This window comes from Halogranum gelatinilyticum (assembly GCF_900103715.1).
In the GTDB taxonomy this organism is placed as follows: Archaea; Halobacteriota; Halobacteria; order Halobacteriales; family Haloferacaceae; genus Halogranum; species Halogranum gelatinilyticum.
Genome location: NZ_FNHL01000005.1, coordinates 12,305 through 30,833 on the forward strand (window position 1 = coordinate 12,305; position 18,529 = coordinate 30,833).

Here is an 18,529-nt window from a genome sequence, read left to right on the forward strand (position 1 = left end):
CAGCACGCTATCGTCATCCTGCAGACGGATTATCTTAGTCACAGCTCACCGTTTCCATTCATCCTCCCAGTGACCGAGACGCACCGGTGCCAGAATCTCATCATCATCGAGATTTTCATTCTTCGCTTGTTCCTCCCACTGGATCGCTAAGGACAGGTAGATGAGAGCTGAGCGAGCCTTCCGCAGGCTCTTAAGAGATAATTCCTCGAAGTCACTCCGGTATAGTGAAATAGCTAGGTCGTCCCGAAGCCTCGATTCGGCATCAGGACCGACCCACATCGGTTCGTGGAGTTTCAAGTAACCGTGCTCAAGTTCGTTCCGAGTATCTCTGAGTTCCTTTGCTCCGGGATCCATTGAGGATTCGACGTACATCTCACTGAAGAACTCGAGGTCCTTACTCAACCAGAACAATCCTCGAAGTGCCCAGTTCTCATGCCCATCGAATGCAGGTGCTAGCTTGTTCCGCCCCTGGGATTTGTACCAGACGTTCCCGAAGTTGAGTTTGTGCGAGGGAATGTGAGAGAGGTCGAAGTAGTACTGAATGAAGGAGGCGATTTTGTCAAAGAGCGAGTAGGCCATCCGCATGGCAATCCGGACTTTCTCTGCGTTGAACGAGTAGACAGGGTAGTCGAGCGTGTTCTCTAAGCGGACATCCTTATCTGAGAAGTGGGGTTCATCGTTGTAGAGACCCTCATAGAGGAGGTATCGTGCCGATACATACTCCTGTTTCATTTGATTGTAGAATCCGACGCATGAGACGATTTTGCTGCTCTCTTCGCCGGAGACTGACCCGAGATGCAGGATGTCTTGTGCAGCGATGGAGTTCGCTCCGAGATCATTGAGTGGATTCAGAAACAGGGTTTGTTCTAAACACCACTGACGGTACTTCTTTTCCTCGTCAGAATCACCCAATGAGTACTCCTCAAACTCCATTTCTTCGTCGAGGACGCCGGGTTTGAACTGGTCGGCGATGTGCTGCTGAACGCCCTCAAAGTACTCCTTCATCGGGGGGAAGAGGCCGTCAGCTGCTACTGCCTCGTCTAATTGCTCATACGCAGCGCGGAGAAAGGTGGCTGTATGTCCGTTGTCGTAGTGTGCTCGGGCATAGCTGTGGAAACCGATGCCTTTCTGACCTTTTGCCTGTGCGAAGGCGGGATCAATTTCTAGCGCGTGATTCCAGCAGCGGATAGCCTCAACTACACGGCCAACCTCGGAGAGAGCGTTTCCAAGGTTCGTGTAGGTTTTACAGGCCTCGATATCTCTAATTTCCGCGATTCCGTCTGGGTCGAGGGCCATTCTGAAGTGGTAGATCTCTTGTTCCAAGTCGTCGTTTTCCCACCACCATGATCCGCTATCAACTGCGTTGAGTCGTCTGAGATGGGAAAATGCGTTACCAAGATCGTAGTGGATGCGGGACCTGTGTCCTGGTGGTAAGTCGCGATCCAGTAGTTCTTCAGCGAGGTCTATTGCGTGGTTGATCCCGTCTTTTTTGCCTGTGTCCCCTGATGCATCTACGAGAAGTCCAATTATATTGAGTGCAGGTGCGTCGGCGAAGTCGTCAATAGAGTTGATTGAAAAGAGTTTCTTGTAGACTCCATCAGGGTCTGTCACTATTTGTTCGTTCAGTTCGAGGAGGGTTTCATTCGGGTTATCGCCAAGCGGATTGTCAGTCATAGGTTCTAGTGGTTCCAGCTACGGGATGCGATTCGGTCCACATGAAGAATACTGCGGATATCGTCATAATAAGCGATGCCGTGTTCCTGAAGATAGAAACGTTCGTAGGAGAAGTCGATCGCAGGAGTGGACCTGAACGATTAGCGCGCTCTAATCAGCATGGCCTCAACGAGCCGTCACCGGATGACTATTTAAACAGAGCCTCGGGGTCAGTTTTGTTCCGCCCCTAGAGGGGTGCGGGGGTAGGAAAGTGCCCTCGAGGACTAACAATGGCAACACTCCAAGCAGCGACGACGTCGACCGGCGCGACCGTAACCGATGCACAGGCAGTCCGCCAGCTCTGCGAAGCACATTGCTTCGGGACCCTGAATTGGGAAGTAGACGAAGAAGGAGAGCTCATCATCTGGGGCTACGACGCCTTCGAGATCTACGAAACTCGTGAGGATGGACTTCCAGACTACGATGGTGGTCTCGTCACTCACGAGTTCCTCCGAAAGCTGGCCAACTATCTCGAATCCGGTGAAGAACTCGACATCCAGACCGCGGGGTACACGAAATGCCGGTTCCCGGTACTGGCAAAGCGATACGTGGTTCGCGACGGCGAGGTCCTCCACGCGGACCTCAGCACTCTCAAATCGATAGAGGAGTAGCTGAAAATCAGTCTCCCCGCGAGATGCGAGGGTCCTGTTTGTCTGGGCCAGAATGACTGAGCCCATTCAGGGCTTCGTGATTCAATGTCTGAACAACCATCGAACGATCCGTTTGAGGAGTGTGAGCTGAGCCCCGACGCGGTTCTTGGCACTCACACCTTCGAAGACGTACTATTCACAGACGAGACGGAAATACCGGTGAATGTGTTGACCGGTGAGACGCCAGCACATTCGCAAGCAAGCGTCGACGAAGCTCGAGCCTTCGCCGCCGGAATCGACAGTGACACGCCGCACATCGCACTCCCAGCATCAGTCGAAGCGCAAATCGAAACAGCAAGCAAACCGTACACAGCTGCTGCCTTCTTCCACTTCAAGGCGACCGGGTCGCTCAAGCGACATCGTGCGTACCACGCCGCCTACAACTCGGATACGTTCTCAGTTGAGTTCGAGGCCGATTACGAGAGTGGAGACCTGACGATCACCGTCGAGGAGGAGGACTGCCAGTCGGAGATCGAGAACGTCTAGCCAGCATCGTCAGTACTATTTTTTGAGCGCCGGCGATGGGTGCCGGCGCATCACGTAGCGAGGCAGTGTGCAGTCGCGTGCGTCGGCAGACGAAGGTGAAAACCGATGCATATGGTCATTTACGCTCTGGTAGAGGCATCGACGCGAGATGACGCAGTGGCCACCGGCAAAGCAGTGTTCGACCGACTGGTGGGCGCAGGCCCGCATTCCCCCGCCGTGTTCGACTACTACGTGACCTTCGACGAGGAGAACACGACGGTCGCAGGCAAAGCGCGGTGGGGCGATTTACCGGCTGCAGCCCCCGTCGACTCAAACGATGGGCAGGACCTACTCGACCAAGGATGGGAAGCGACGAAAGAAGAGTTCGAGCGCAATCTCGAACGCGTAAAGGAAGCCATCGACGAACTCTCCGACGAGGAAATCATGCGCGATGAGGACCTCGCTCGGCACGCGTTCCACCAAGTCGGTGCGTACGACGGGCCGTCGGTGTTCCTGTACGACCAGCACGCGACCGGCATCCGGCATCGCGAACAACTGGATCGAATCCTCGAAGAGAGTGAAGACCTCTGGATCGTCCCCGCCGACGTCCACTTCTAACCGATGTCCCGGATCACAAACTGGACACGGGAGAGTCGCTCACCGTCGCTTGCGTATCGAAACACCGATACTGGAGCCCGAGCCGTTCTCCACCGTGCACCGGACTCCTACCGGTACAAGTGGCGGGCAGCAATCCTCGTCGACGGCTATCCGGTCTGGTCACGTGGCTTCGAGACGAAGCAGGTGACAGCCTTTCGGGACGCTCTCCGAGACAGACCACTCCCTGAGCTGACCTGCCCTGAGTGCCCGAACGACGACGTTCTCGTCGGTGAGAAGGCATCTGACGGGGCGAAGGTACAGCGCTGGTTCGACTGTCCCGATTGTGGCTACGAAGCTCGCTCGAAGGTAGTCTACGGCGCTGAACGCTAAGGTCACAAGACGTCCAGCGGTAGCGTTTTTCTGGGGCAGGAGGGGTGGCCCGAGTCAAACGGACCAGATCTACAGATGAGTCTGGACGTCATCGACCGTCACAGCGAAGCACTGTTCGAGTTCCTCTGGTGTCCCGTCTGCGGGCACGAGGTGTTCAGCTACATCCCCTTCGAGGGCGTGTTCTGCAAGAACTGCAACACACAGGTGGAACTCCAAGAGTCGCAAGAGGATCGTGGCTACGAGGAGGCCGTGCTCGCCTGCTTCGATACTGCCACGACCTGGAATCTCCACGTCGACGAAAAACTTCGTCGCGACCTGCCTGACGGGTCGGCGAGGGTGAAAATTTTCGGCGCACCAGGTGCCTACGAGGTCGACTGGTGGAGTCCGGAACCCAGCGACGACTGGGAGCCGGTCGAGCGCGGTGAATTCAACGACATCGAAGAAGCTGCTGAGGTGTCTCACTTGGCCTAAGGAGAGGCGTTCGTTGGGGAGTTTTTCACCCCCTGAGGGGTGCGGGGTGTTCGAACGAGCACCCCGCGAACAGAACTATGAGTTGGACAAGTGATTCACAGCCATCTGGAGCGTCACACACTTCGGATGAGACCGACGTCGTCTACGTCGGCTACCGACAGCGAGGCCGCGCAATCGTCGAAAAGTATCCTGGTCGCGAACCGCTGACCCCAGATCGGAGTCTCGAGCTGGCGAACCACAGTCCCTCGGGCTTCGAATGGGGGTACAGGGGGAGTGGCCCAGCGCAACTCGCGCTCGCCCTCCTGCTCGATTACACTGACGACGAGGACGTCGCACTGGCGGAGTACATGGCGTTCAAGGACGAAGTAGTGAGCCGATTGGAGTGTAGTGGTCCCAAACAGCGCTGGCGACTCACAGGACACGAGATAGATGCGGCCCTTCGTGAGACAGTCGACGAACCAGTCGCACCGTCCGTCAACTAACAGTCAGAGAACAATCCATGCCAGAATCCACCCAGCAGTCCCGTACGAACGCAGAATCGACCGATAACAGTGAGCGACAGGAACCAACTGAGTACGTCGAGCGAAGCGATGTCGGGGTCTCCCTCACTGTGAAGCTCAAACGGGGAACCGGCACCAGAGATCAGGACGAGGTGATCGCGAAAGCGAAAGGCAAGACGCTTGAGGATGCCCGAGAGGACATGGAATCCCTTCGGGGATACATCCACGACCTCGCCGAAGACGCCCGCCAGATCCAACCGGGGGAAGACGACGAGTAGCGAGCAGGTGCGGTCTATTTCGCCTCTGAAAAAGCGGAGTCGATCATCAGTGAGCAACTCAGAAGAGCAAGAACGAGATTCGAACGGACTGTCGCCAGCACAGCGACTCGAACCACCAAACTCGCGACTCATCAATGCGGGAATCGTGACGATTCACGATATGGAGACGCTGCGAGCGTGTGTCGCGTACGAGAACGCGAATCAGCAGCGTGTTCGGATTCTTCGCCAGCTCAAGCAACAGGCCGACGAAATCCGTTCAAAAGACTGAATCACTGCTCGTGGAGGCTGTTTTTCACCCCCGGTAGGGGTGCGGGGTGTTCGACCTCCCGCGTTCGACACATGAAGACGAATTCTACGGACGATCCCAGAACAGACGTACAGACTGCGAGCGACCCTTGCCCGACGAACAGAGACCACGTCGAGTATGTGGGGATGCGCGTCGACGACAGACCAGTCGTACTCAACCTCACCGAACACGAGCGACTCGCCCCCGACCGAAGCCTCGATCTCGTACGACAGAGTAGGCCGGGATTCGAGTGGGGCGACACTGGCAGCGGTTCGGCACAGCTCGCCTGTGGACTCCTCCTCGATTACACCGACGACGAAGCCGTCGCCTCCCAGCACTACATCCAGTTCCGCGATGACGTGGTGAGCCAGCTGGAGTGCAGTGGACCAGCCAATTGCTGGCATCTCACCGGCGACGACATCGAAGCCGCACTCGCGGGCGTAACCAAGCACGAAGCACTCACGCCGGATGGTGGAACGCCAACCCCGTCACTTCCAGTAAACTGGAGTGCCGTGAGTCGGTCAGAACGGACAGTCTTCCAGCGGCGAGACATCGACCACTACGTCGTCCTTGGTGAAGGGACCGAGGAGTGGCTGCTCCTGCTCTGTGCGCAGGGCGACCGTGCGTATCCCGCTCCGCTCGACATACGTACCGTTCCGATTGAGGAGAATCCTGCTCCTGCCGTGCGGGAACTCGTTGCCGAGAGCAACGACCTCGTCGAGCCGGAGGTGGATGCGTGATAGAGACCCTCCACCTCTCCCGAGCCACCTACCAGCTCATCGAACGCGCCGTCGAGGCACTGGAGCGCATCGGCCACGAACTCGAGCGGTACAACGACAAGCAGGAACGTCAGAGAACCGAGAGCACAGACGTCTCGGCGGGGCGCGACGATTCATGACCAGCGTCCACCACGATGATGGGACTGACGGACTGGGTTTCAGTTCACACGGGCGTCGGGCGGGTGTGACTGTCCGATCCATCGCGACGGCGAACCGGTCACGGCGCCGCTTGGACTACAATTCGCCGAGCGAGTCAAAATCGAGACGATTCCCCAACACGTCGCTGGCGCAATCTACAGATAAGCAAGGCGAGTGCCCCGAGGATTGACCTCGGGGGTGAAGCCGAGAATACCCAACCTATCAATGATAACCCATACCATTACAACATCCGAGTACGTCGAATAGCGTATGGAGAAGTCGCTTACGAAGACACTCGTCTTCCAACTCCAACCCGATGACGGGCGACTTCTCTCTGAGGCGTATCACGAAGCACGATGGGTGTACAACCAGACCATTCAGTTAGCGACAAACGGAATGGACTGGAACGACATCTCACCCCGTCTCGAAGACGAGGCAGACCTCGTGAAGAATACGACGCAACGAGTCGTCGCAAAGTCGTTAGAGGCACTTCAGCAATCCTACGACCGAGACGACTACAACATGCCCAGTCACGAGAAAACTGGCCCATACCCGTTGCGAATGAACTTCACCGAAGGCTACAGTCTCACACTCGAAGACGGCGGGATACACTACCGAATTAGTGCCAAACCGTACAATCCGGTCAAGGGCACGCTCCGTGGTTCGCCCGACAATTTCGAACTTCTCGAACAAGCCCTCGGAAGCGACAAGTGGCGTGTTGGAACAGCAGAAGCGATGGTTCGCAACGGCAACCACGAACTGCACGTCAACGTTACCCACCTCAAAGCGACAGTCTGCGACAAACAGGACGCTCGAACCATTGTGGGCGTGGATATCAACGAGGATTGTGTGGCGCTTGCCGCCCTTCGTGAAGACGACTTCGTTGATTCAGTGGTTATCGACTACCCGGAAATCAAGCAAGAGCGTCATCGGTACTTCACGATGCGGAAACGGATGCAGAACGTAGGGCAGACAGCGTTCGACCGCGTGTTTGAGAACAAAGAGGAGCGATACGTTCACGACCAACTCCACCAAGTCTCCCGGCGAATCGTGGAGTGGGTTCAGCAATTCGAGTCGCCACTCGTTGTGTTTGAAGACCTCAAGCATATGCGAGAGTCGATTAACTATGGCACTCGGATGAATCGTCGGTTGCACTCGTTGCCGTTTCACAAACTCCGCTCGTTCGTCGCGTACAAAGCGGCGTTCGAGGGGATTCCAAGCGATGATATTGACCCTGCTTACACCAGTCAGACCTGTTCTTTTACGGGGTGTGAGCATACGGCTCGGTCGAATCGCCGGAAGAAGCGGTTCAAGTGCAAAGCGTGTGGTCGGCAAGACCACGCTGACCGGAACGCGGCAGTAAATATTGCGAAGAAGGGGTTGGAGTCGTTGAATCGAAATGTACCTGCTCTCAAGACGTTGCCGAATATTCGGAAACTGCGACGGCAGGTATCGGGCTGTGTGAACCAGCCGACCGTGACCCACCCGACCGTTCGAGGCTATCATGCCGATGGTCGAGTGGGAGTGTCCGACTAACCCACGGGAAGCCTCGGGGCTTGACCCCCAGGCAGTTCACGAGGCCCATCATTCCTACATGGACGATGTCCCACTCACGAACCTGGTTCATAACGGTCTGAGCTACCAAGGACAGCTCATGGGCGCGATTACGTGGCGACACCCGCTCATCCGGTCATTGAATCTCGATGAAACCCAGTACGAAGGCGACGAGATCGTCGAGGCAGCCCGCATCTGTATCGGTGTCGACTTCCCAAACCTCGCATCGGCAGCGCTTGCACGGTCGATGGATCAGTTCATTCGGCGTGAAGCACGTCGACGCGGGATTCGACTCCTCCTGACGTTCGTTCGAGCGGATTACTCTGGATCAATGGTGAAAGCACTCCGGGCCAAGGGTTGGCGCTGTACGGGAAAGACGGGGACAGGCCAAGCAGGGAATCGACCGGACAAGCCGATTCGTGAGACGCCGAAATGGCGATTCGTGTGTGAGGTATCCAGTGGTCACGATAGCACACAAACGACAGTTGAGCAGTGGTCAGCATGACTCAGAAAGCGACTATCGATCACTTCGCGACGAGTGCGGCCGAGGAATCCAGCTCGTTCGCGTTATAGGAATTCGCAGAAGTCTTGCATACTCCTCGTCATTGCAGATTTCCTATCTGTTGAAATCGGCGTGCTGAATATAGAGGATTCATCGCTCACTCCGCACTGAGAACGCCATAATTGATACTGGTACATTCCGGACGGCTCTTTACCTCACTGTTTTTCTAACGACCAATCCGCTCCGCCCCACAATGGGCACAGGAACGGGTATTCGGGACCAAGATTACCAGTACCCACGCACTCTGTTGCTAGTCGTCTTCAGCTGCTGAAGACGTGCTGGCATGCAGGGGCTTGACCTTGATACTGCCACAGCTACTTGCGGTGACTTCGTACCCCTGATACTCGAAGGTGAGATGTAAATCGCCGACAACGGCTCTACGAGGGGTGACGAGTGAATCGAGAGCCTCTATGTCTACGCTTTCGTACAGTGGGTCCATGTCGAGCGAGTCCGTATCTGAGGCTGCTGCGACGGCGCTTACGACAGCCATACTCGCGACTTCATCGGTAGTGCTGAATTGAGCCTGACAGATATCTTCCTCCGCGTGGTATTCTATCGACTCAAATTCACAGAGACTCCGTGAGGGAGCGAGTGTTCGGTCTGGGTGCGAGGACATTCTCATCTTGTTGGAGGGCGGAGAGTTATCGCTGGTCATCACCGACTATTGTCGTCCAGACCGGGTGACTCTGGCCGTTTCATACACAACAGAGTATTTAAATGGCACGCGAGGAAATCAAGAGCGCGAACTCGGTGAGTGCTTGTTCGATGAGTCGGCGATTCCCTCGTCGCAGGCGGGCACCGAGGGTTTGCTGTGAAACATCGAGTTCATCGGCCTTGTTGAAACCCTTGCTGACAAACACAACAAGTGAGTAGCTAGAGGGAGATGGATGCTCTCCCGAAGTCACGGCTTCTTCGATTCGTTGAACAGGCTATGGTGTTGGCTCGCCGTGCTGTCAAACGGTTTTCGACACGCTATTCGCGGAAGTGGTTCACGCTCCGGCAACACGTTGTCCTGCTCTATCTCAAGGTGAAGAAGACGACCACGTACCGCGACCGGGTTGATGAACTCATCGAGATGCCTCGGATTCGTGACGCCCTCAATCTCGATTCGATTCCCGCACCTTCGACACTCTGTAAGGCATTCGACCGCTTGGAGATGGCTGTCTGGCGGGTTCTGCTTAACGTTTCCCTTAGAAACTTGCTGCTGAACGGTGTCACTGGCATCGATGCGTCTGGGTTTGAACGGGCGCACGCCTCATCTCACTACACGAAGCGAGCGAACATAACCATCCAGCAGTTGAAGACGACGCTATTGGTGGATACGGCGATCAACGCCGTTCTAGACTCTCATGTGACGACGACACGAAAACACGATGACAGATCGCGCCACAGATGGTGAAACGGAATGTGGCGTCCATCGTGGTGTTGTCTGGTGACAGGGGGTACGACGACCAGACGCTCCGATGGCTTGCTCACGAACACGATATTCGCCCGGTCATCAAGCATCGGGAGTTTACCCCACGTCACAAGGCGTGGAATGCACGACTGGACAGCGACCTCTACCATCGCAGAAACATGAACGAGACGGTCAACGCGACAATCAAACGAAAGTTTGGGGGGTTCGTGCGGTCACGCCGCTGGTGGAAGCAGTTCCGTGAACTCGTCGTCAAGTGTGTCGTTCACAACGTGGAACAAAGCCTCGTTGTTTCACAGAATGAGTGTGGTCGTCAGAAGTGCTAAGGAGAATGTGCCGATGAATGGAGGGGGTCCATCGGCCACTTATACAGGAGAGTCGGTTTGAAATTCGAATCGCGCACCGCCGTGAGTCCCCTCGGCAATCGACACCGACCACCCTTCGGATTCAGCGGCTTGTTCAACGCTTTTCAATCCGATACCAGTGCCGCCGTCTTTCGTCGAGTGTTGCCAGTCGAAGACTGCCTTTCGTGTATCTACCGGGATTCCGGGCCCATCGTCTTCGACGAAAAATCCGGCATCCTCGGTGAGTCGTCCGACACTGACCGTTACAGCCTGCCGGCCATGTTCGATCGAGTTCCGAAAGAGGTTCGTCAACAGGCGCTCGAGGCGACCTTCGTCTGCCGTGACGACGAGTCCCGGTTCGATCTCGGGATCCGTTCCACGAGGGTTCACGCGCTGCCAAATGTCCGCTGCGATGGCTGAGAGTTCGACCTCAGTAGTCTCGCGTGAATCACTGTTCTCCCGAGAGATAGCGAGCACATCCTTGATTACGTGGTCGATTCGGGTAACGGCATCAGAGATTGCGTCGAGATGTCGCTCTCGGTCACCATCGTCAACGCCGTTCCGGAGGTGACCGACATGCCCTTGGGCTACCTGAACCGGATTTTGTAGGTCATGGGATAGCACGCCCGCGAACTCGTTCAACCGTTCCTTCTGGATCGACAGCTTCCGATCGAACTCCCGCCGCTCCGTAATATCACGGAGCACTGAGAGGTGCTTCCCGTCCATTATATTTGCACTCGCCGCGTATTCGGCGACGACTACTGTACCGTCCGGGCGTTCAACGGGAAAGACCCCTCGCTCGGTCCTTTCCTCTTTAAACGAATCCCACGCGGTGTCGAAGTTGAAGTCATCATCGGTGAAATCCGCCGCGGTCTTCCCGAGGAGGTCATCCTCCGAGCGATCGAACAGGTCACAGGCGGCGGAATTGACGTCCACGTACGTGCCGTCGTCGTCGGCAATAATCATCGCGTCCGACGCCTCCTTGAAGACGGCCTGGAAACGGGCGCGTTCGTCCTGTAGGTCCTGTTCGGTGCGGTACTGTTCCACGGCGTTGAGAACACGATTTGCGAGCACGGCGTATTGGTCCGTTCCGCTTTCTTTCTGCATGTACTCCGTGACGCCCATCGAGATTGCCTCGCTCGCAATCTCCTCGCTCCCTTTCCCTGTATTGAGGATGAAAGGAACCGACGGGTCCTGCTCGCGAATCTCTTCGAGAAAGTCAAGCCCGGTCAGGTTCGGCATATCGAAATCGCTCACGATTGCATCGACGTCATGCTCTTCGAAGTACGCGAGCGCCTCAGTCACTCGTTCTTCTGGCACGCCGGTGATGCTGCCATGTGCCTGTTCAAGAAAGGTACCCACCAGCTCTGCTAATCCTGGTTCATCGTCTACGCACAGGACACAGACTGAGGACGATTCAGAGATTGTCGGGTGCGATGACATTCTCTTCTTGTTGGAGGGAGGAGAGTCATTGTCGGCCATCACCGACTATTGTCGTCCAGACCGGGTGACTCTGGCCGTTTCATACACAATATGGTATTTAAGGAGCACGCGAGGAAGTCAAGAGCGCGACTCGGTGAGCGCTTGTTCGATGAGTCGGCGATTCCCTCGTCGCAGGCGGGCACCGAGGGCTTGCTGTGAAACATCGAGTTCAACAGCCATCTCTGCCAGCGTCGTGTCTCGCGGTGAATTGAAGTACCCGCGGTCATACGCCAGCCTCAGGGCTTCACGTTGGCCATCAGTCAGGTCCAGCTTCGCATCCAACGGGCGGAGTGCGTGGATTTCCGTCAAGGTGACCAGGACGCCGTGGTCGTGACAGTAGTCTCGAAACGCCGCGATGGCCTCTCGGCTTTCGGCGCGAAGTTCGAACGTCCACTCTTCTGCTGTCCCGATCGCTGATAAGAGGACGATTTCAGGCACGATCAAGGCGTCGAGTACGCTGTCGTACCCCGAGGTCCACTCACACCGCAACAGGTACTCCGCTTCGACGTGATCGATAGCGCGGATGTCTCGGACGCCCGGGTGCTCAGAGAACTGATCGACGATCGAATCGGACTCCGTACCGCGGACCCAGAAGTAGGGCACCACACCGTTTTTAACCGGAATAACCCGTTCGAGTTGCACGACCACGTCTGGTAACTCAGTGAAGACGGTACCTAAGGGGAACTCGTTAGATGGGAGTGTGAATTCGGCGACGGTAGCCATGCAATCAGGTAGGTACTGCGTCGATAAGAGTGCGTTCTTCAATTGAGGTTGATCGTCGTAGCAACTGAATGCCGGTGATTTCGAACCAGTTCGTCGTCGATGTTTTCCTGTGACCGATACGCGCGCTGTATTCAGCACGGCCCATTTATCAACCACAGTGAAGCACGTCAATCGATTGTATGAGAACTTCTGCTTATAGAAGAGCAGCTTCGCACGCTGGGAGACCCATCCCTGGGTGCCGAATCCGGAGTAGGTACGCCGACGACACCCCTCCAGCGAGTAATCGGTGAAGGGCAGTCTAGCTTTGGCTTCGTTCAGGTTGTTAACCAACAGAAACCCCATCTCTACCGCTTGTGTTGGTTAACAGCTTCTAGTAACCCAGTTATATATTCCCCGGAAGGGGGTGCGGGGCGGCCAGAAGTGGCCGTTCCGGGTCCTACTCATGTCGCTCGATATCAGTTCCAGCAGTAGCACCGCACGTGAGATTGACGCTGCAAAGCAAACTGACTACGTGGCGTTCCTCCATCGGGTTCCGTTCGCTCTCGACGCTTTCACACTCGGCTTCCTGCCCGGCTATCGTGAAGACTGTAGTTATCAGCAATCCCAATTTCAGGGGTTAGAGATTCCCGTCGGGATGCTCGATAACGACTTTCGAAATCCCGACCTGACTCGATACGTCGACCGGTTTTTCGAACACGAGCCGCGAGTCGGCGTCATTGGTGACGCGTACGAACCCGACGATGTCGATGACTACGTTGCTGCCGCTCGCGAAATCCAAGCGAGTTACCCCGATGCAGAGCTCGTCATCGTACCCAAGTGCAGGGAGGTGATCGAGATGATCCCTGACGACATCGTACTCGGTTACTCCAGGGGCTACGCTGATCGGCTGGCCCACGAATTCTCCGAACCGACCGACTGGCGTGGCCGACGCGTCCACATCCTCGGGGGGAGCCCGCCGAAACAGCTTGACGTCATTCAGGAGTTGACCCGACCGACGCTCACGAATCACCCACCCGCAGATATCGTCGGTGTTGACTGGAACGGACTCCATCGTGGCGCGCAGTTCGGAGAGTTCTGGACAGCTGCCGGATGGGACGACAGCGGCCGGGACGCTGACCACGTCACGGTTCGGAAGACCGTTCGTCACAGCCTTGGTCGACTCCGAGAGTTCTGGCAGGGACACGGCGTCTGGCCAGATTCGACACCGCAAGATGCCGGTCTGGATGTAGGGTACGAGGGGCCATCACCGAGTAATCTCGACGGTGCTGCCTGTACTGGATGCGGGACAAATGTCTGGAGAACCCCTCGTGGTCCCTTTGTTGCCGAGTATGATACGGGAGAGATCTGTGGATACTGCAGCTACGACTGCTACTTCTCGCATCGCCATCGGAACAATCTCGAGGAAATAGCCGGCGAGCAGAGCGTCTACTTCCCACCGGCGTGACTCGGAGAGTGTTTTTCGAGCCCCTGAGAGGGCGAAGGCTCCATCGAGAGTCTTCATCCAGAGGTGAATCAAGTGAGTCAACGACAGCATGCGAACGATGTCTCGGTCGATGAGATTCCAATCGATATTTCGAACACACGGTCCGGGGAAATCGATCCAGGTGATGTTCCTGCGGAGATCGAATCCATCACTCGCGGACTGGCGAGTGAACAGCCGCCGACGAACCCACTCGTCGTTCTCAAAGCAGCTCGCTGGTGGTACATCCACGGCAAAGGTGGGTCCGATCCCGCATTCGGGTGGGCCATCGAGTGGGCGCGACACCTCGCGACAGACACACCGAGCGACGTAGAGATGTTCGACGAGTATCTCAAATACCTCGTTGCAGTCGGTTTCGCGGACGAACCACACGAACTCCGGTAACTCTCAAAGGGAGTTGTTTTTTGCGCCCTGAAGGGTGCGGCGCGTTCTGAATCGATGCAGTTGCGGTAATTCGAGTCCTGAAAATCATGGCTACGAGTAGTGATTCGTCGGTCTCGTTCGAGGAGACCGACACCCGGCACGACGAGATGCACAGTACCATCGAAGCGTGGATCGACGACCTCGTCGACCACGTCGACGATGCACAAGCAAGTGAGGAGTTCCAAGAGTGGCTGGAGGTCCAGAGTCGGTTCCACGACTATTCGCACCGAAACACGCTCCTCATCAAGCTCCAGTATCCCGAGGCAACGAAGGTCGCAGGCTACAACACATGGCGGAACGACTTCGATCGGCACGTCCAGGAAGGCGAACAGGCCATCTGGATCTGGGCACCAATCATCACCAAGCGATGTCCCGAGTGTGAGAATTCGCCCAGCTACCACGAGAACATCGGTTGTGAGTACGACGAAACGTCGCCGGATGACTGGTCGAAAGGCCTCGTCGGGTTCAAACCAGCACCAGTCTTCGACGTGTCACAGACGGAAGGAGAACCGCTTCCCGAACTGGAGACAGCTGCGACGGGCGACGCCAACGACCTGATGCCAGCGCTCAAAGATGCAGCTGATGAACTCGGTGTGACGGTTCACATTGTCGATGCCGATGACTGGGAGCATGGCGACGCGAAAGGGGTCTGTAAGTATCGGAGCCTACACGACTTTCAGCCAGTCGTCGAGGCGAGGGCTCGGTCGAACCAGGCAGATCTCGCGGTCACGCTGATTCACGAGTACGCCCATGCGCTGCTCCACTTCGATATCGAAGATGAACCCGAACGGGCAAAACGCGAGGTCGAAGCAGAAGCTGTCGCGTACATAGTCGGTCGGTATTTCGGACTCGACACGAGTGGCTCAGCGTTCTATCTCGCTGCATGGCAGGGCGATGATCCGGAGGCGATTCAAGAGCGTCTCGGTCGAATCAGTTCCACCGCTCAGGAGATTATTCGATCACTCGGGGAGTGACGCTTCGGCTAACCTCCGAACAGCACTCACAGTCGAAACTAATCGAGTGAAGACCCTGGTGCGTTGAAAGCCGGTTTTTCACGCCGTCGAAGGGCGACGGCGTGCTCGAACTCGCCACGTCGATTCAACTGAGATCATGATCGAACGCACTGACATCGTCGAGACAGAGAACGGAGACGAAACAGACCACGAAGAGCGAGTATATTCACCCGATGGTGGAGTGGTAGCATCGAACCTCACTCCTGCAGCTTCGACACCTACTGAAGCTGGCCAACAGCCCACTATTGACGAGGACCCGTCTCAAGAGACACTCGAGCCGCGCACTAAGCGAGCTCGAACCGAAGAGATGGATGTCTCGTTACTACAGAAGGGAGGAATCTACGAGGTGAAATCGGAGTCAGGGAACATCTACGAGGTCGACGTTGCGAGTGAGACGTGTACGTGTCCAGATTTCTCGAAGCGGAACCCGAGCGGTGGGTGCAAGCATCTACGGCGGACCGATCTCGAAATTCGGAGTGGGAACGTCCCTCGTCCCGATGGCCGTCTCCCTGAGACAACGGATGTAGTTGAGCAACTCTCAACAGAGATTCGGCAGTTGAACCAGGAGATCGAAGAACGAGAGGACCGGCGACAGACACTCGCTGCTACAGTAGCGGTTATCGAGGAACTCTCGAGTCAATAGACGATTTGTTTAACCAACAATTCTAAGAGATCAGCCGACAACGTTGGTTAACAGAGCCTGCCCCATGTCCTATTCACCACCAGACCCACCTCACGAAGTTCCAGCTGACATCGTTTCGAAGCTCGATGATCAACCTCCAGAGGTACTCCGACAAGTCGCTCGGTTCGCCGAAGAGCTCGCGGAATACCATGAGCGAGAAGCACGGCTAGCGGAAAACGAAGAGAGCAACCAGGTCGAGGAGCGGCCAGAGGACCTTCCGGACGACGTCCCCTCGAAGGCAACGATCACGGTGAAAGAGATCAACGACAACCGGTACTACTACTGGCAATGGAGAGAGGGCGAAAAGATACGTTCCAAATACAAAGGGCCGGTTGATTCGGATAACTAATCCACGTTTGTCGGTGAGACGGAGGGACGGTATTTTACTGGAAATAGTGGTGTGGTGGCTGGCAATCTCGTCTCATCAGCTCGTCGAACACGAGTAGACGTTGGTACAACTCACGGTTGGCCATTAACCAACGAGCGAACAGCATTCCCCACCACGTTGGTTAGCCGACCCAGAATGTCTGACGAGTGTCAGACCCCATCATTTCCACTAATACACTTACATGATGAGAGTTAATGGCTCTAGCCACCCACTCTCCCCCCACTATTTCCAGTAAAGCTAGTGACGAAGGTCTCCCGAACTCTCGAGTCGCTTTCTTTCACTAGAGTAAACTGCAACAGCAACCGTCCTCTAGCCCTCCTACGGACTAACTCAAACGCCATTGATATAAACTTTTCTCTAGTTTAGAGTTGCTTCTCACTAGGTGGCTCTCTTTCGTGGTGCTTTACTGGAAATAGTGGGGAGGGGGTGTTCCGTCATTCTCGTCAGCTGTTACCCTCCGCAGTCTACCGGTTCGTGTTCTGACCGAATATACTGGAAACAGTGGGGCCTATCGAGTATATAAAGAAACGTTTACTGGAAATACTGGAACCCTGTGGTCTGTCTCACTCGTGACTCGCTACCTGAAGTTACCGCGAATTACTGGAAACGACGGGGTGGGTCGGTCATCCGCGATCTGCTGTGTTTACTGGAAATAGTGGGGTGGGTTGTTCATCGAGAGTCGGGTCTTCTGTGTTCTCTCCTCGTGACAGCCAACACGACATTCTTCCAATAGACTGGAAATGGCGGGGTCGATATCGAATAGTGGAACCCACGCCCCATGGCGGTTATACTGGAAATAGCGGAAACGGTGGTCGAAACAGTTATGATTCTAGCCTGAATCAGTCGAGGACAATATGACTCCCCGATTTCAGCCGGACGATACGCTGTACAAACGGCGGAATACACTCAAAGTCGAGTACGTTCCAGACGACATCGTCGGGCGGGACAACGAGATCGAGGAGTACGAAGCGGCCCTGCAGCCGATCATCAACGGTGAGTACCCCGACAACATCTTCATCTACGGCAAGACCGGCGTCGGCAAGACCGCTGTAACGAACTTCCTACTGAACGAGCTCTTGGATTCGGCGGAGCATTTCGAAGTCGACCTCTCTGTCATCTCCCTCAACTGCGACGGTCTCAGCACGAGCTACCAGGCGGCGATTAGTCTGGTGAACAATCTCCGAGAGCCCGAACACCACATCGCTGAAACCGGCCACCCCCAATCCAAGGTCTATCGTCTTCTCTGGGATGAACTCAACAAGCTCTCGGGGACCGTGATCATCGTTCTCGACGAGATCGACCACATCACGGACGACACATTCCTCTACCAGATTACCCGTGCCGACAACAACGGGTACATCGACAACATCCAGCTCGGCCTCATCGGGATCAGTAACGACTCGACGTTCCGAGAGCAGCTCGATGCGAAGGTTCAGTCGTCGCTGTGTGAAACCGAGATTTCGTTCCCCCCGTACGGTACGGAAGAGCTCCAGAAGGTCCTCGAACAGCGGGCAGAAATCGCGTTCCACCAGAGCGCACTCGAAGAGGGCGTGATTCCGCTGTGTGCAGCCCTCGGTCGCCAAGATGGTGGTGACGCCCGACGAGCGATTACACTTCTTCGGAAGGCGGGTGATCTGGCACGCACCGAGAACGCGGATTCGGTTACGACCGACCACGTCGAACGCGCCCAGGAGAAGCTCGAGGCACAGCAGAGCATGGATATCATGCGCGACCTCACCGAACACGAGCAACTCACGCTCTACGCGCTGACCACGCTCGCTGCCGAGGATTCTACTCCTTCCCGGTCGCGGATCGTCTACCAGCGCTACAAAGAACTCTGTGAGTTCCAGGGTCGAGACCCACGTACGGCTCGCAGGATGCGTAGCTTCCTGTCCGACTTCGAGATTCTCAATCTCACGCTCTCGCATATGGAACACCGTGGTCAGGACGGCGGAACGTACCGCGAGCACGAACTCAACCGCGACATCGCGACCGTCGTCGACGCGCTACAGACAATTATCAGCGAATTCGGTGCCCACCGGAGTATCATCGAGTACCTTCCCGACTCTGGTGAAGAGTTCGCGGCGATGTAGCTTCACGAAAGCGTCTTTCTGCTCAATAGTGTCGACCGACTCCTTCGATAACTCGAGTAGTTCTTGGAGAACCGTCCCCGGCATTTATCAACGAACTCCTCATC

General features: G+C 56.0%; 22 protein-coding genes and 1 pseudogene. 19 read left to right on the top strand and 4 right to left on the bottom strand.

From position 1 onward, the window contains the following. Nucleotides 1-45: 45 nt before the first annotated feature. On the bottom strand, nt 46-1,674 hold the full coding sequence (locus tag BLR57_RS15730) for an LA2681 family HEPN domain-containing protein (RefSeq protein WP_139173376.1): 1,629 nt from the start codon (nt 1,672-1,674) through the stop codon (nt 46-48). Between the two features lie 269 nt (nt 1,675-1,943). Between BLR57_RS15730 and BLR57_RS15735 the strand changes: the two genes are divergently transcribed. The 12 genes from BLR57_RS15735 to BLR57_RS15790 all read left to right on the top strand — a co-directional run bounded on the left by BLR57_RS15735 (nt 1,944) and on the right by BLR57_RS15790 (nt 8,326). Then, on the top strand, nt 1,944-2,324 hold the full coding sequence (locus BLR57_RS15735; RefSeq protein ID WP_089699133.1) for a hypothetical protein: 381 nt from the start codon (nt 1,944-1,946) through the stop codon (nt 2,322-2,324). 84 nt (nt 2,325-2,408) lie between these two features. Beyond that, entirely contained in the window at nt 2,409-2,849 is a 441-nt protein-coding gene (locus tag BLR57_RS15740) for a DUF8025 family protein (RefSeq protein WP_089699135.1), read from the top strand. A gap of 105 nt (nt 2,850-2,954) precedes the next feature. After that, the gene (locus tag BLR57_RS15745; RefSeq protein WP_089699137.1) at nt 2,955-3,446 is read left to right on the top strand and encodes a DUF7995 family protein; all 492 of its coding nucleotides are present in this window, start codon (nt 2,955-2,957) and stop codon (nt 3,444-3,446) included. A 3-nt stretch (nt 3,447-3,449) separates the two neighbouring features. After that, nucleotides 3,450-3,815, top strand: a complete 366-nt coding sequence (locus BLR57_RS15750; protein ID WP_089699139.1) for a DUF7568 family protein — start codon at nt 3,450-3,452, stop codon at nt 3,813-3,815. Nucleotides 3,816-3,890: 75 nt separating this feature from the next. Continuing rightward, a complete protein-coding gene (locus BLR57_RS15755; RefSeq protein ID WP_089699142.1) occupies nt 3,891-4,286 on the top strand; it encodes a DUF7567 family protein in 396 nt (131 codons plus the stop codon). A 77-nt stretch (nt 4,287-4,363) separates the two neighbouring features. Further along, entirely contained in the window at nt 4,364-4,768 is a 405-nt protein-coding gene (locus tag BLR57_RS15760; protein WP_089699144.1) for a DUF6166 domain-containing protein, read from the top strand. Between the two features lie 17 nt (nt 4,769-4,785). Beyond that, nucleotides 4,786-5,064 carry a DUF7389 domain-containing protein gene (locus BLR57_RS15765; RefSeq protein WP_089699146.1) on the top strand — a complete coding sequence of 93 codons (279 nt, stop codon included), beginning with the start codon at nt 4,786-4,788 and terminating at the stop codon, nt 5,062-5,064. A gap of 49 nt (nt 5,065-5,113) precedes the next feature. Then, nucleotides 5,114-5,332 (top strand): DUF8129 domain-containing protein, encoded by a 219-nt coding sequence (locus BLR57_RS19760; RefSeq protein WP_089699148.1) that lies wholly within the window; start codon nt 5,114-5,116, stop codon nt 5,330-5,332. Nucleotides 5,333-5,403: 71 nt separating this feature from the next. Continuing rightward, nucleotides 5,404-6,090 (top strand): DUF6166 domain-containing protein, encoded by a 687-nt coding sequence (locus BLR57_RS15775; protein ID WP_089699150.1) that lies wholly within the window; start codon nt 5,404-5,406, stop codon nt 6,088-6,090. Further along, entirely contained in the window at nt 6,087-6,248 is a 162-nt protein-coding gene (locus BLR57_RS19495) for a hypothetical protein (protein WP_170830667.1), read from the top strand. The genes BLR57_RS15775 and BLR57_RS19495 overlap by 4 nt, the downstream gene beginning before the upstream one ends. 289 nt (nt 6,249-6,537) lie before the next feature. Beyond that, complete coding sequence (locus BLR57_RS15785) at nt 6,538-7,803, top strand: RNA-guided endonuclease InsQ/TnpB family protein (RefSeq protein ID WP_089699152.1); 1,266 nt, start codon at nt 6,538-6,540, stop codon at nt 7,801-7,803. Next, entirely contained in the window at nt 7,772-8,326 is a 555-nt protein-coding gene (locus BLR57_RS15790; protein WP_244510057.1) for a hypothetical protein, read from the top strand. Before BLR57_RS15785 ends, BLR57_RS15790 begins: the two co-directional genes overlap by 32 nt. Nucleotides 8,327-8,633: 307 nt before the next feature. Here the strand turns inward: BLR57_RS15790 and BLR57_RS15795 are convergent, their stop codons facing one another. Then, nucleotides 8,634-9,038: a HalOD1 output domain-containing protein gene (locus BLR57_RS15795; RefSeq protein ID WP_342026232.1), complete on the bottom strand. Its 405-nt coding sequence runs from the start codon at nt 9,036-9,038 to the stop codon at nt 8,634-8,636. Nucleotides 9,039-9,266: 228 nt separating this feature from the next. On the opposite strand from BLR57_RS15795, the pseudogene BLR57_RS15800 reads away from it, so the two are divergent. Further along, a pseudogene (locus BLR57_RS15800) lies at nt 9,267-10,123 on the top strand (IS5 family transposase). Nucleotides 10,124-10,162: 39 nt separating this feature from the next. Here BLR57_RS15800 and BLR57_RS15805 read toward each other — a convergent pair. Beyond that, entirely contained in the window at nt 10,163-11,623 is a 1,461-nt protein-coding gene (locus BLR57_RS15805) for a response regulator (protein WP_089699156.1), read from the bottom strand. Nucleotides 11,624-11,701: 78 nt separating this feature from the next. Further along, nucleotides 11,702-12,346 carry a helix-turn-helix domain-containing protein gene (locus tag BLR57_RS15810; RefSeq protein WP_089699159.1) on the bottom strand — a complete coding sequence of 215 codons (645 nt, stop codon included), beginning with the start codon at nt 12,344-12,346 and terminating at the stop codon, nt 11,702-11,704. Between the two features lie 442 nt (nt 12,347-12,788). On the opposite strand from BLR57_RS15810, the gene BLR57_RS15815 reads away from it, so the two are divergent. From BLR57_RS15815 to BLR57_RS15840, 6 genes are all read left to right on the top strand, one after another. Then, the gene (locus BLR57_RS15815; RefSeq protein ID WP_089699447.1) at nt 12,789-13,790 is read left to right on the top strand and encodes a DUF6610 family protein; all 1,002 of its coding nucleotides are present in this window, start codon (nt 12,789-12,791) and stop codon (nt 13,788-13,790) included. A gap of 72 nt (nt 13,791-13,862) precedes the next feature. Continuing rightward, entirely contained in the window at nt 13,863-14,210 is a 348-nt protein-coding gene (locus BLR57_RS15820) for a DUF8013 domain-containing protein (RefSeq protein WP_089699161.1), read from the top strand. A gap of 86 nt (nt 14,211-14,296) precedes the next feature. Continuing rightward, the gene (locus tag BLR57_RS15825) at nt 14,297-15,223 is read left to right on the top strand and encodes a M78 family metallopeptidase domain-containing protein (protein ID WP_089699164.1); all 927 of its coding nucleotides are present in this window, start codon (nt 14,297-14,299) and stop codon (nt 15,221-15,223) included. Nucleotides 15,224-15,359: 136 nt separating this feature from the next. Continuing rightward, nucleotides 15,360-15,905, top strand: coding sequence for a hypothetical protein (locus BLR57_RS19990; RefSeq protein ID WP_089699166.1), 546 nt, complete (start codon nt 15,360-15,362; stop codon nt 15,903-15,905). Between the two features lie 64 nt (nt 15,906-15,969). Then, nucleotides 15,970-16,293 (top strand): DUF6788 family protein, encoded by a 324-nt coding sequence (locus BLR57_RS15835; protein ID WP_089699168.1) that lies wholly within the window; start codon nt 15,970-15,972, stop codon nt 16,291-16,293. An 893-nt stretch (nt 16,294-17,186) separates the two neighbouring features. After that, complete coding sequence (locus tag BLR57_RS15840) at nt 17,187-18,425, top strand: orc1/cdc6 family replication initiation protein (protein WP_089699170.1); 1,239 nt, start codon at nt 17,187-17,189, stop codon at nt 18,423-18,425. Nucleotides 18,426-18,529: the final 104 nt, after the last annotated feature.